Source organism: Paenibacillus sp. EZ-K15, from assembly GCF_002573715.1.
In the GTDB taxonomy this organism is placed as follows: domain Bacteria; phylum Bacillota; class Bacilli; order Paenibacillales; family Paenibacillaceae; genus Paenibacillus_AQ.
On sequence record NZ_PDHM01000016.1, the window covers coordinates 731,588 to 746,064 of the forward strand.

The following is a 14,477-nucleotide window of genomic DNA, read 5'->3' on the forward strand; positions in this document are numbered from 1 at the left end:
CGTTTTTTTGAGCGTTACATTTAGAGCCATTTTAGCGCGATCTGCGGCTTCTATACAACATTTGACAAAATCAGCGTAGCATATCCAAGGATGCGTCTGAGTGTAAACGGGCGCATCCGTTCAAAATTAGAAATTATCATCCGAAACGTAAACGGCTAGACCCTAACTCCAGTAATAGTAAGTGGCGATAAGGTTACACTTTTTCAGATTAAAGGAATAATAACGACAATCCCGTCATGTTTAAAAACTTAACGTATGTTTTTGTAAAAATGTAGGCGGTCCTCTATTTGAAAGTTTATCTTGCATGGCGCTTTCTAGTTGGAAACGGTGAATATGCTTTAACATCCAATTCGCTCCATACACTCATGTCTTGGTCAATCGAATATGAACAACGGTGCCCTCCGCCTCCGGATCAAGCCAAATTTGCCCGGCATGCCGCTCAACTGAACTTCGTGCGATGGCTAAGCCGAGCCCGCTGCCGCCGTCACTTCTCCTAGCCTGATCACCGCGCACGAAAGGTTCGAACACCGTCTCTCTCACAGGGTCCGATATTCCCGGACCGTCATCTCCAACGGTAAGCAGGATATCTTCATCGCATGCCTCCAGCTCCAGCCATACATGAGCACCCTCCTTATTGTATTTCAGGGCATTCGTCAATAAATTCGAAAGAGCTCTATGCATGAGACCTTCGTGATAAGACAGCATGACTGGCGATTCCGGAATGCGGATGTCCAGCGTAATTCCCTTCCGTTCAAACGAATCGTACAGATCGGCTGCCGCAGTGCGGCACAGCTCAGCTAAATCGCCTATCTTCCGCTCGTATGACAGTTCCGTGCTCTCCAGTTTGGTTAACTCAACAGGTCATCAACAAGCGAGGCGATAAATCTCGCCTTGGTATGTATGCGGTTCGCATATTTCTGGCGCTGCTCTTCGCTCTGTTCCATACCGAGCCGCAGCACCTCTGCATAACCCTGTATCGTTGTGATCGGCGTTTTCAGATCATGGGAAATGTCCATCATCAGCCGGCGGCGCTCTTCTTCAAGTCTTCGCTTTGCTGTCTCCGCTTGCTCAAGCCTGTCCGCCATCCGGTTGAAATGAAGCTGTAGATCCATTAACTCCTTGTTGGCTCGAAAAAATAGCCTTTTCCCTCCCCTGCCTTCTGCAATCTGTGCGAGTTCGCGGGAAACTTCCGTGAGCGGATTCGTGATCCTTATTGCCGTAATCCGGCCGTATAACCATAAACTCAATAAAAATGCGGCGGCAAACCACAGAAATCCAACAATCAGGAGTCTCGTGAAAACTTTGGTTATCTCGGAGTTTGTCTTCACCAAATGGCTTTCCTTCATCACAACTCCGCCCGGTATCGTAACAAGTAGGTGGTATTCCCGGCCTTCCGGTGAAACGAAAGGGGCAAGGGAGTGATATCCCGATCCGTTCCCTTCATAGAACAGGGCAAGCAGTTCCTCCTCCGAATAGGAGGCTTTTCCCTTCTCCATTCCGCTGCCCCGCGAAAAGACAACGTTCAGGCTCTTGTCCAGCACCTGGGTGTAACCGCCAAAGGATTGGACGGTTTCATAGGGGATGTTCTCCCAATCGTCCCGTATCAGCAGGTTCGCTTCAACCCTGGGAAGTGTCCGACTTATAACTTCCAAGCTTCTCATCTGCTCGAGATTAAAGCCAAGGTAATACAACCTAAACGGCAAGTCTCCAGCGGCAGCTCCCTGATGACTTTCGCCTGGTTTCGTTATAAAAAGATCTCCCTGACTAACCGTGTAGTAAGATCCGTCTATCGTAAACCACCCTTGCCCACTTTCCACATAACACAGTTCAAAATGTTCATGATGGTGACCGGGCACATGCCATGTTTCGTATAAAACGACTCCGATATAAGATAAATTTTCAAATTCGGTCTCGTAAGGAAGCTCGAAACGAATTTCTTTGTCTGATTCAAGCAAACGTGAATCCTTTGGTGTGTTATATTTGGTGGAACGTTTCTTCTCCATCTGGCCACCTCCCTTCTTCAAGAATATACTTAAGATTCAAGTACAACAAGGGTTTTCAAGACTCCAAAGCGAATGGTCGTCACACCTTGAGCCCGGTCTATACTACCCCATCGATAAGAGTCATAGGCGAGTAACGCAGGCCGATTCCATCCATCAGACTTCTTATTTGCCCCGTCTTCTCTCCACGCCCTTGGCATATTAATCATACACACCAGTTTCTGCGCGGCAGCCACTTTTCAGGACTATTCCACCTGGTCGTCCGTAGGCTTCCGGGCGATGGGATCACTGGGAGAATCGCCGCTGATCCTAAACATTTCATGCACTTCCTCCAACTTATTTGGGGTGGCTTAAACTGATTGTTCCCAGCAGCTCTGTGATAATGTGCGACAACGATATCAAAAAACACGTATAATACAAAATCATGGTTAGAATAACAAGCTAATTAGATAGTCATCATATCGGTAATCGGACCAAGTTCATGTCCATTACGGTAATAGGTACAAGTTCTTGTCCTCGACTCGGGACAAGAACTTGTACCTATAAAACAAAGAAAGTCGCTAAATAAGCGACTTTCTTTGGGACCTTGTTCTTGTCTCTCGACAGAACTTGATAACATTCTCCCACCCATACAATACTTGAGAGAGATCTCGAATGGTAACAATTAACCCCCGTCTAGCATTTCATGTTGAACGTCCTCTTTTGTCGGTGGAAACAATGAAGCTTTAGGCGGAGTTTCAATACTTTCGACAGCGTTTTACGTTCAGGAGTCAAAACGATCGAGTTCCCAAAAAACCTAGGTACCTCTAATGCGATTCCGTCTATACCCGCTTAGGATTCCCCGAATCGCTTAGCGGCTCGTGCCCTGGCACGAGCGATCTCGACCTCTCGTATGCGGGGTTCGGCTTGAGTCACCAGAGAATCCAGCAGCTGCCGTGCAACGACGGTAAACTCTTGCACCGCTTGGTTAAACGCCGCTTCGTTCGCTTTGGAAGGACTGTTGAAGCCCGAGAGCTTCCTTACGAATTGCAGCGCTGCAGCCTGAATTTCTTCATCCGTCGCAGGCGGGTCGAAATTGAATAAGGTCTTGATATTTCGGCACATGGCATTTTAAACCCCTTTCTTGAAATGAACGCACTTTGTTGTATCCAGCATAACATATTTTGTTAGTTCAAGTAGTTCTTCAACCTCTCATATTAAAAAAGAAGCCACGGAATACGCGGACTTTGTAAAGGAACGAACCCGAGTATATCTAGTTTGAAAAAGTATACAACTAACTGCACAGATTAACGGCTTCGTGACTTGGTATTCCATCAATCACAGCGAGACAGGCTAGTCCAGTACCCGTTCGTCCAATCCCTCCCCCACAGGCGATTTCAACCCGTTCAACTTCAGCCCGAGTCCATGCTTCTCGAAACGCTTCAGCGGCTGCAACCTGGTTTTTTGGCAGCCAGAAGTCCGGCCAAGGAATCCAGCGGCTTTCCCAAGTAACGGGCGCGAGTTGTCGTCCGAGCAGGCTTTTGTGTCATTAGACACCAAGGAAGCGGCGTCGGCCATGCGCGACGGGGCGGCTACCGGTTCATCCGTCCATTTACGAAGTTATATTATGTATCGTCGAAAAAGCACACCCCGGGCGCGTTGCCGCGCTAATCGGAATGTGCTTAAATCAATTTCCCGCGTCTACTGCTGCTGCTGCCCCTCGATTAATTGAAGAACGCGATACAAGAACGTCGCCGCTTCAGCCCTGCTGGTCGTACTCTTCGGCTTCATGTAGCCGTTAGAGCCCGTAACCAGCCCATACTCGAACATCGTTGCCACGTTGTCCGCAGCATATGGCGCAATCTGGCTCGCATCACGGAAGCCATCAAGCGTTGAACCGGATGCGGACGGCTTAATTGCCCCCGTCGTTTGCAGCGCTCGGGTCAGCATAACCATAGCATCCTGGCGGCTGATTGAATCACGAGGAGCGAAGTTAACTTCGTTCACTCCCGAAGCGATTCCCAATTGCTTGGCGATGGAGACCGCATCGTAGTAATAATCATTCGGCTTCACATCGGCGAACGTCGAGGCGATTTCGGCACGCAGGTTAAGCATGTTCACCAGCATCAAGATAAAATCAGCTCGCGTTACCTGATTTGCGGGGCTGAAAGTGCCCTTTTCGATCGAGGTGCCTTTGACGATGCCTCTTTCGGCTAGCTTCTCGATCGCCTCGCGCGCCCATTCATGCTTGCCAAGGTCGGTAAATGCAGCCGGTTTCTTGCCGCCGATAGCATAGACGCCGACATGGTCGATGGAGAATCGCAGCATATCCTTGTCTTTGTCATAAGACGCGCCATTAATTGCCGCCGTGCTGTCGACCATCAGCTCGAAAGCTTGCAGATCAACAGCTTGCTCTCCCGCTTGAAGCGAATACGGAATCGCAATCGAGATCGGTGCCTTCGCATTTTTCCAAGACAGAGCTTCACCGTCCAGTTGCAATGCAACTTCCACGATTGGCCTGTTGCCGATCCGCCCGGCCGCTTCGTTACTGCGATACTCGCCCGCATAATCGCTTACGATTACGAGCAGCTTTCCAGCATTCTCCTTGACTCCTGCCAGCATGTCGCCAGTCAAAACAAGCTGAGCGTACGGCGTGGAGACATGCAGAATCAGATTAGACTGGTTCGTCAGATGAGCCGCCGGAAGCTCCAAAGCATAACTCCCAGCCGCATTCGACGACTTCAATTCAACATGAACATGTTTATTACCTTTGCTGTCGGCCACTGCCCTCTGAATGGCGGCATTCAGATCCGACGCCCCGACCGCAGCGGCAGCCTGCTGGCCGTTCATCGTCGGGACAAGCACGGTTTTGACTGAACCGTCCGCTTGCAACGTATACGGATCTTGCGCCTGACCGCCTCCACCGTTGCCACCACCGCTGCCACCACCGTTGCCACTACCGTTGCCACTACCGTTGCCACTACCGTTGCCTCCACCGCCGCTTCCATTGCCTCCACCACTCGTAGGCGGCTTGCGGTATTCGAAGGTTACCAGCTCGGGAGTCGTCATGTCATCCGTTTCAAGCTCGACCGTATACTTCCCTTGCTCTTCTCCGGTCAACGTAAAGGTGATGCGGAAGCTTCCGTCATCCTCAGTGCCCGTCTGACCGGTATATTGAATGTTGCCTTTTGGGTCAAGCACTTTCACATACAAATGTTCTTTCTTTCCGTTCATGACCAGACCGTCAATCGTGACTTTCTTCGTGGAAGCGTCCACAACGGCTTGTATGCCGTCCAACGTCTTTAGCTCTTGCTGCGGGGCAAGATCGTACACGCCGAATTCATAGAAAGAATAACCGTAAAACGTTGCCCGATTCAATCCCTCAAACTTGATGTATCTTGCCGTCGTTGCCGGGAATACCAGGGTGTTCTTGCCGTCGGCAGCTTTAACCACGCCATTGTTGCCGACTTTCAAGGGCTCCCACGTTTGCTTATCATCCGAGACGCTCAGACGGTATTGGTCCGCGCGCGCATATTCCCAATCGATGCGGATCGTATCGAAGGTTTGCTGGCTGTCCAGATCAACCTGGAACCAAGCCGTATCGCGCACTTCGCTTGCCCAACGCGTGGCCGGTGCGCCGTCGAGCGCCTTCGCAGGCTCCAGACCTGCGGCCTCCGTCGAGGATGCCTCTGCTTCTTTATCTTGTGCGATGCTGCCAGCCTCGTAATACACGCCTTCCTTCAGCGCCGTATAAGCGCCTTCCGTTACAAACTCAAGGCCTTTAGCTTCTTCCAGCTTCGCATTGAATGCCAGCAAATAGTCCCTGGCTTGCTCAGGGTCGCTCTCTTGCGTACGCTCCATCATGATCAAGGCGTTGCGCATAGCGCGTACCGTATCGGCATTGCTAAGCTGCTTGTTGTCCGCGTACTTATCAACAAGAGCCAATAGGCCTTCAGCGCCCAAACGAGCTTCTATTACGAATTTAACCGTCTTGGATGTGGCAGCCGCCACCGTCAGCTCCAGCACATGCTTACCCGGCTTACCCGTCAGATCTACAACAGTTCCTTCCGTATAAGGCTTGCCGTCATACTTGGCCGTAACTTTAACAATCCCGCTCCCGTCATCTCCCGGAATGGTCCAGGTGAAGGCGGCCTGTGTCGTATCAGGCACGATCGTATGCTCCGAGATCGGCTGCCCGTTCATGAGCGCTACAACATCAGGCGGAGCAGCGTCTTGCTTCTGATAAGTGCCTTTGGAGAATTGGTATAGCCAATCGTAAAGCACGCGGGTAGCAGGGTCTGTGCTTTTCGCCGCGTTGTATACAGCGTTGTTGCCTTGATAGTAAGCTTTATATCCATGCTGCATCAGACCGGTATCCACGCCGCTGTTCAAGTACTCGATGAACCGCTCGCGGAAGACGGCGTCGTTGATCATCCGGTCGTCGAATTCCAGCTCCAGCGACATGCCGTACCGCTTCGCCATATCCGCTGTATCCTCCAGACGCGAAGGGTCCAGTTTCTCGAAGAAATAGTTCGGCTGCAGAGATACGGCATCAATGCCGACATCCTTCCACATGAACGCCTTATAGGCCATAAAATGAGGAATCCAGAACAGCTTCAGGCCTGCGTTATGAACGATGTCGCTCGCTCTCTTGACCATCTCCGGCCCGGTCGCATGCGTGCTGATTTGTTCCTCCAGCCAATACATGCCGACGAGCTCCAGGTTCGAGTAGCCCGCAGCCGTCCATCTGGCTTGCACTTCATCGACCCACCACTGAATCGCTTTGGCCCTGTTATCCAGCGATGCGGCATCGCCGACCGCACCTACATCGAAGTTCAGATCCTCGCCGTCAATGCTGCCGAAGTCGGACTGATACTCGCCCGGTTCTGGAATCATCAGAACAACCTTCGTCTTATGGTCGGGCTCGCCAAGCTTCACGCCTGCCTCGACCGTCGCCTCGTTCAACGCGCTCATATCGCCGCCAGCGTTAAACGTTTTATCCAAATACCATTCCCATTCCTGTTTTCTGGCTTTGCCGGCCGCTTCCGTCGCTCCGAAGCCTCTGCCGTTATCCGATGTTAAGCCCAGATACAGCACGCCGTCGAACAGCCAATCGACAGGCTCTCCCTGCTCGTTCACATAACTGATATTAGGGATAGCCCGTTCCTTCGTCCAATTTCCTGTGCCGTCCGCGTAGTGTCCGTTATACAGCAAGCCCAGGTTTTGAATCCCGCCAGTAGCATCTCCAGGCTGCAGGAGGGCGTAAGGCTCAGGCTGTACCGGCTGCGCTCCGGCGATCAAGCCATCCGCACCGGTAATCGTCACCTCGTCAATCATGCTCCATGCCCTCGGATGCATGGAGAACACTACTTTCACATACCGAGCGTATACGAGTCCTTCGGTATAATCGCCACGCTTGACAGCTCCAGTTTCAGGGCTGCCGTCCCATGCAAATGTCTCGATGTTGGTCTGGTCGCCCCATAACAACTGAGTTGCATTATGAGACAATACGCCCCAGCTCACCCCATCGTCCGACGCGTAGAACGAAACGGTGAGCGGCACAAGCGTTTCGTTGTTCGGCCAATCGTGCAGGAAACGCGCGCTCACCTCCTGAACCGTCTTTTGCTCGCCTAGATCAAACACAACCGAACGGGATTTCTTGTTGCGGTGGCCCACCCAGTTGCCGCTGTCACGCGAGGGGTCGGCGGCATTGCCGTCCGTCAGCTTCGTCCCGTCATCCGGGAAAGCGCCCTCCGGCTGTTCCGACCATGTGTACGTTTTCCCTTGGGCCAGATTATAAAAGCCGGCGCTTTCTCTGCCCGCCTCCTCCGCATTCACAGACGATATTAACGATAACAGCATGACCGGGACAAGCAGCAAAGCAGTCAAACTTCGTCTAGTTTTCACCTAATCTCACGCTCTCTTTCTATGCATAATTAGTTCTGCTCCTGTTCCTTCAACTCCGCAAGCGCATCAAGCATATTCAGAATAACGGTCACTGCTTCAGCTCTCGTCGCCGAGGCGGCCGGCGCGAACCGGTTGTCCCCGCGACCGTTCATCACTCCCGCCTCCTGGGCTGCTGCCACGTACGGCTTCGCCCAAGCCGGGATTTGATCCGCGTCCGCGTAAGAGAGCTCATGCCCTTCCGCAGTCTTCAGACCCAAGCCGCGAACAATCATTGCTGCCAGTTCTGCTCGACTAATCGAAACCTTCGGTCGGAATGTCCCATCCGCATAGCCGCTGATCAGGCCGGATTCCAAGGCTTGCGCAATATAAGGCTTCGCCCAGGTTTGAATCGAACCTGCGTCCGCGAAGTCCAGCGAACTGTTCGCACCTTGCAGCTTCAACGCTTTGACCAGCATGACGACGAATTCGTCTCTGCTGACCGTCTTATTCGGCTTGAACGTCTTGTCGGTGTAGCCCGCTACGAATCCAAGCTCAACCGCCCGTTTGATGGACGCTTCTGCCCAATGGCTCGCAATATCGTTCAGCCGAACCGTTGTCGATCCGCCGGACTCCCCGCCGTTGCCGCTGCCGTTCTCATTGCCATTGCCTGGATCTTCACCTCCCGGATTCGAACCGCCGTTTTGGCCTTTTTCCGGATCAGGAGTTACTGGAGTCGGAACCCATCCTCCGCCGCCGGAGCCAGGCAGCGCTTTGATTTTGATCTTGAACGTTTTCTCCGCGGATGCAGCTCCCTTGCTGATCGTCGCGGTCAGCACGACCTCCATGTCGCCTGACCCGCTTGATGGACGTTTCAACAACTGTCCATTCGCATTCAGGTAGTCGGGTTTTGAGCTGCTCCAGACGATGCGCGTACCGAGCTGCCCTTTCTGCGGGAGGTAAAGGTTGGATGCGATACTTCCGTTTACATTAAGCTCGATCAGACCCATTACGTCTTCGATCGTTAGACGATCACGCGCAACGCTCAGCCCTGCATACGCCTGTTCGGCCTCAGGACGAGACAGCTGGGCGGTTTGAATAGCCGCAGTCGTTTGCCCAATCGCTTGCTGAAGCTGTGCCCAGCCCTCAGGAGAGTAATTGTCCTCCACAAGCTTGTCGGCCTCGATAGCCGTCAACAGGTCGATAATCGGCCGTAGATTGCCGAGTTTATATTCCTCGCCGTATACTTCAAATTCCTCAAAGGAATAGCCGAACATAGTAGCTCTGGACACGCCTTCGAACTTCACGTATCTGGCTGGCGTGCTCTGGAAGGTAGTCACGACTCGTCCCGGCTTTCCGTTAATCTCCCCGTTGTTGTCTTTCACAACGTTCGTCCAGTTCTCCTTGTCCTCGGACACGAGAATGCGGTACTTCGAACCATAAGCCGTTTGCCACAAAATAGATACAGCATCAATGTTCTTCACTTCACCTAGATCCACCATGAACCAGGTATCGTCCACCCAATCGCTGGACCATCTGGTATCCCCTCTGCCGTCCACCGCTTTATCCGCCGTGTAGGACGAGGATTCCGGTTGCGAGGATTCAGCTTGCTTATGCAAAGCCAGATTTCCATGCAGGTCCAAGTAGGTGTTCCTTACGATGAGTTCGTCAATCAAGCCTTTAAAAGCATTCGTTTCGCTGCCGATTTTGGCTACCGGCAGAACGAATGTTTCCAGCTTGGAGCCGTCTTTGAGAGTAGCCGTATATTCACTGCCGTTAATGAAGATGGAGGTCCCCGTGTCGTCGCCGATCATATTGACATGGGTCCAGCGATCGGTCGGCAGCTTATAATTGAATTCGCTGACGTAATTTTCTTTTGTGATGGCGATTTTGCCGCTGCCCCCAATGTTGTATTTCAGCTGTCCGTCCGGAGATTCCAGCAGCACAACTCCTTGCGGGTTGTAAGCGTCCGGTTTGATCCACATGGACATCGTCCAGCCGAAACCAAGCGTGCGAAGCGGCGTTTCCACGTAGCTGGCCCCGCCGTTTAGCCTCACGGCTTGACCGTAGATTCCCTTCTCTGTGCCTGCATTCACCGCGTTGCCGTCAAAGCCGTTCCCCGAACGGTCCGCGAAGCCTTCGTCGAAGGTATAATCCAGCACGAGATGCCGCTCATTGTCGATTTGAAGCTTGTGTGACTGATGAACACCCGGCGGGTCCACGTACCTTGCGGCATCCGCCTGGAAGCTTGCGAAGTTCCGATCGATGCGGTTGCCTCTCCACAGCTTTTCCGCCAGCACTTGCATGGAAGGCAAGATCCGCTGATGCGAGTCCGCCATGGATACGCCTTTCTCTACGGACACATCGTTCCAGAGCGCGAACATGCCGCCTTTGACCTGCGGATGCGCATAAGGAAGCATCGTCTCCAGCCAATCGTTAGGCTCCCACTCGTTGTAAATAAAATCGTAATTCAAATAGCTGCGGTACAGCTGCGGAACGATGTAGAGCAAATTGGTATTGGTATTGATAATATCGTAGCCGAGCTCCACGGCCTGCTGAGCGCTTCCGTACGGTTCATACCAGATGTCCATCGTCGCATTGTTGCTGACCGGCGTCGTGCCGTCGTATGCGGACAGACTGCCCCATAGACGGGCGCGTTTGCCTTTGCTGTTAATGTGGTTAAGGAGCATATCCACGTACCTGCGGAACGCCTCCTTGTCGTCGCCGAAATATTCATCCGTGCCGACGTGCACATCCGGGCCGACGAAGGTCGGATTGCTGCCGTCGAGATACTCGTCAAAGAGTGCTTTAATGAAGTCGAGCGTCTCTGGACGATTGATATCCAGCTGATTGTTGCTGCCCAATCGAGAATCGTAGGCGATGAACGCGCCGGAGTGGCCCGGCGTATCAATTTCCGGCACGACGTTTACGCCGTATTCCATCCCAAGCAGCTGCAGGTCTCTGAATTGCTGCTTCGTATAATAGCCGTCCTTGCTCGTCACTCCCGGAAATTTCTCGCTCTCCAGACGGAAGTAACCGACATCGCCGACATCATCGTTCAGGTGAATCTGGAACCGGTTCATCTTATAGTAGGACATCAGCTTGACATAGTCCTGCAAAAACTCGATCGTATAAAACTTGCGGCCCACATCGAGCATAAAGCCCCGATCTGGGTATTTCGGATAATCGCGCGATTGCCCCTTAGGCATCGCCTTATGATCGGCAGCGTGGCCGAGCAGCTGCAAGATCGTTCTCGTGCCGAACATGACTCCCGTCTGCTCGGACGCAGCAACAGAAGCATACTCGCCGATATTCAGCTCATATCCCTCTTTCCCCAATCCCGCTTGCGCGGCATCCAGCATCAAATAGATATCTCCCTCTTGAGGAGAACCAACCTCAACTGTCAGTGAGAACTTCGTTAAATCCAATAAGTCCTGCTGCAAAATGTCAGCCGTCCCCCGCAGAGCCGCTTCATCATCTGCGCGAATGACGATTTTGGATTTGTCCGACAAGCGGAACTCGCCGGTTGCGCCCAGCCACTCACGCAAAGAAGGAATGACGCGCGGCTCCGGGTTCCGATCGCTCGTCTGCTCGTAGAGACCGGGTACGGTGACTAGCGCATTATCCGTTAAGAGATATGTCGGATCGCTGTCGCTCTGGATTTGCAGCAGTAGCTGAACCTGAGTATCGACAAGCGGCGCATGAATATTGCCCTGCAGGTCGATCACCGGCAAGCTGTCCGTGTTCACCAGCGTCAGCGTATAACCTTCCGGTACAGCGGGCAGATTCAGCAGGGTATCCCCTTCGGAGACGACGATGCTGTTTTTCACCGCGTCCATTATTGGCTGCAGTTGCGGTCTGCCTTTGTATACCTCGAATTCCCAGAAGGAGTATCCGTAATAAACGCCCTCAATAGGACGTCGCGTCTCCCCTTGAAACTTGACGTATTGCGCCACTGTCGGCTCGAAATCGATCGTATCTTCACCCGGCCCGGACGCGACGAGCACGCGGTTGTCCGCGAATACGTTCCGCCAGGATACCGCATCGTCGGATACGAGAATTTGATATTGCTCCGCCGGAGTCTGCCAGTTGATGATTACTCTTCCGATTTCTACAGGCTCGCCCAGATCAACGTAAAACCACTGATCGTCCGTTCTTTCCGAAGACCAGCGGCTTGCATTTTCGGTGCCCCCATCGACCGCTTTCTCAGGTCCGAAAAAATCCACTTCGTTCGACGACGAATAAGCCGTCTTCCCTAGAGCCATATTCCCTGTTGCGGCATTGGACCTCTCCGAAGGGGTGGTCACCATTATGAAAGCGGTAACAAATATGACTAAAAAAATAACCCTCTGCCGTAAACCCACGAATATCCCTCCCGTTGTAATTTGCACGAATTACCACAAGCAACCCGCATGACCTTCCATGCTATTTGCTGCGGCAACTTCATTATAAGTAGAGGGCAATGAAGCATCGATATACATGTGTTTACATTGCATATACAAATGTGGACATTTGGCCTTCTACGGTGAATCAAGGCTATATGGAATATCGAATCCTTCTATAGGTTCCGTCAGTTTGAAATATTCCTTTATATAATTCGGGTTTAAGACGCATAAAGAAACGCATTCGAGCAGCTTGTTCGATTCCAATTCTGAATCGTCAACGACGATTCAATAATTCGCCTTCAAGCTTCTGACCGCCTTTCAGCGGAGTATTCGGAGCAGAACAAATTGAACCGCCCTGCCTTCGACAGAGGACAGGGCGGTTGCTTTGCTTTAAGGAAACATAATGGTCTGAACGGAGCATGCTCGCTTCCGAAAAAGTCGCAACGCCGCCAAAAAATATCTTAGTGTGACCAAATGTGTGGCCACGCCTAAAAAATTTCAAGAAGTGAGGACACAAGCCAAAAATGTTACGAACGCAAAAACCGAAACGTACAGAGAGAAACAAAAATAAAAAACCCTTTTTACTTAAGGGTTTATCGGCATTTTGGTGGAGCCTAGGGGGATCGAACCCCTGACCTCATCGCTGCCAGCGATAGAACTGCTTTCCGATGAGATCCGATTAAAACTGCTGAAGCCTTTCCCTGTCTAGGTTTTCACAGTTATCTTAAAGGTCTTATCAGATGCATTTTGATGGTTGGGGACTAAGTTCGTCCCCAATTCGTCCCCATTAGTTATCCAGCAGCTCGTCGGACGACATAATAAGTCGGATTAGAATTGTGTCTCATGGCATATAGACAGCTTGATATGCACTTCAAATAGTTTTTTCTCCAAAATCAATTAACGGATTGTAAAGTCAGATGCGACAACTCCTCTGAAAGGGATTCGTATGCCTCTTCAACTTTTACGATCCTCCAACCATGTCTTGCTGCGACCAAAATGGTTTCATCCGAAACATTTTCTTTATGCATCGCTACGCCTGCGAAATAGCGCGGTCTGCTTAACGCAACATAAGCCAGTTTTAATGTATCTTTCACAAGCGATTCTTCAATCAATTCAGATTGGTGAGTAATCCTGCCCGTTACCTTAATGAAATTGCATGGAAACATAGTTAGACGCTTATCTAATCGGTAATCGGCTCATGTTCTTGTCCTTTACGGCAATCGGTACAAGTTCTTGTCCTTGGCTCGGGACAAGAACTTGTACCGATAAAACAAAAAAGCCGCTAAATTAGCGACTTTCTATGGAACTATGTTCTTGTCCTTCGACAAATAAGTTTCTCTGTCGTCTCCGTTCAGCCGTGTTACAGTAATTCTATATGATCGCTAAACGCAAGGAGCTGAGAATATGTGACATCTACAAGGATAAATAAAGCCACATTTAATATATCAACTGGCCATCACGGTATAGATTGTAACCTGCTGCATATCTGTTTTATATTTTAGTGTATGGATAGTGTATCATTCAACAAGCTGATCCTCAATAAAATGCATTCTCTTAATTACCTTCCCTTCCTTACTTTTGTCATAACTATAGTATTCTTTTTGTGAGTCTACATCTGACCAAATTATTGATGTAATCAGATCATGCTTATGATGTTCTATCCGATCTGTATTCATGTAGCTTTCATCGGGCTGCCAGTCTCTTGGAAAATCCTTGCTTTCCCTATAGAAGTACATATAAAAAATCCGGTTTTTTCCTTCTATTATTTTAATTTCGCCTTCAACTGGATGATCCTTACTGTATTTTTCAACTAATTCTTTCAATTGTATTAAATCCTTAGGTGGATTTAGAATCATATAGTGCTTTCTAACAGTCACCATTTCTTCATACTTTTTACCAAAGACCTCTTCTGTATTGGCAATTTCGAAAATCTTTGTTTCCCCACTTGATTCCTTATTCATTGTACATCCAATTAAGTATGATGAAATTAAGAATATACCAATAATCAAAACTAGAATTTTTAAATCAACTTTAATCACAATTCCCCCTCGGTATAACGTCTTATCTATAATGTAGTCTTATTTGTGTCAAATTCCAACAATGTGGTCACTTTTGTGCATTTTTTCATGACACAACTTTGACTACATAAAAATAAAAAAGCCTGATAAGTCAGGCTTTTCAGCTTCAACAAATGTAGACACTTTTGTGTCATTAGACAAGCCTTCTAAAA

8 protein-coding genes are annotated in these 14,477 nt (G+C 50.4%); all 8 read right to left on the reverse strand.

What is annotated here, in order from left to right:
* Positions 1-363: 363 nt before the first annotated feature.
* The 8 genes from CRG97_RS33645 to CRG97_RS33085 all read right to left on the reverse strand — a co-directional run bounded on the left by CRG97_RS33645 (position 364) and on the right by CRG97_RS33085 (position 14,286).
* Positions 364-681, reverse strand: a complete 318-nt coding sequence (locus CRG97_RS33645) for a sensor histidine kinase (RefSeq protein ID WP_237566420.1) — start codon at positions 679-681, stop codon at positions 364-366.
* A 167-nt stretch (positions 682-848) separates the two neighbouring features.
* Positions 849-2,003: an AraC family ligand binding domain-containing protein gene (locus tag CRG97_RS33650; protein ID WP_237566421.1), complete on the reverse strand. Its 1,155-nt coding sequence runs from the start codon at positions 2,001-2,003 to the stop codon at positions 849-851.
* An 828-nt stretch (positions 2,004-2,831) separates the two neighbouring features.
* On the reverse strand, positions 2,832-3,104 hold the full coding sequence (locus CRG97_RS15790) for a DUF2277 domain-containing protein (protein WP_098744679.1): 273 nt from the start codon (positions 3,102-3,104) through the stop codon (positions 2,832-2,834).
* A 169-nt stretch (positions 3,105-3,273) separates the two neighbouring features.
* Positions 3,274-3,516, reverse strand: a complete 243-nt coding sequence (locus tag CRG97_RS15795; protein WP_114149308.1) for a phosphatase domain-containing protein — start codon at positions 3,514-3,516, stop codon at positions 3,274-3,276.
* Positions 3,517-3,680: 164 nt separating this feature from the next.
* On the reverse strand, positions 3,681-7,886 hold the full coding sequence (locus tag CRG97_RS15800; RefSeq protein ID WP_098744682.1) for a DUF4855 domain-containing protein: 4,206 nt from the start codon (positions 7,884-7,886) through the stop codon (positions 3,681-3,683).
* 29 nt (positions 7,887-7,915) lie between these two features.
* Positions 7,916-12,226, reverse strand: a complete 4,311-nt coding sequence (locus CRG97_RS15805; RefSeq protein ID WP_098744684.1) for a discoidin domain-containing protein — start codon at positions 12,224-12,226, stop codon at positions 7,916-7,918.
* A gap of 914 nt (positions 12,227-13,140) precedes the next feature.
* Positions 13,141-13,341, reverse strand: a complete 201-nt coding sequence (locus CRG97_RS15810; protein ID WP_153047499.1) for a hypothetical protein — start codon at positions 13,339-13,341, stop codon at positions 13,141-13,143.
* A gap of 423 nt (positions 13,342-13,764) precedes the next feature.
* Complete coding sequence (locus CRG97_RS33085) at positions 13,765-14,286, reverse strand: hypothetical protein (protein WP_098744689.1); 522 nt, start codon at positions 14,284-14,286, stop codon at positions 13,765-13,767.
* Positions 14,287-14,477: the final 191 nt, after the last annotated feature.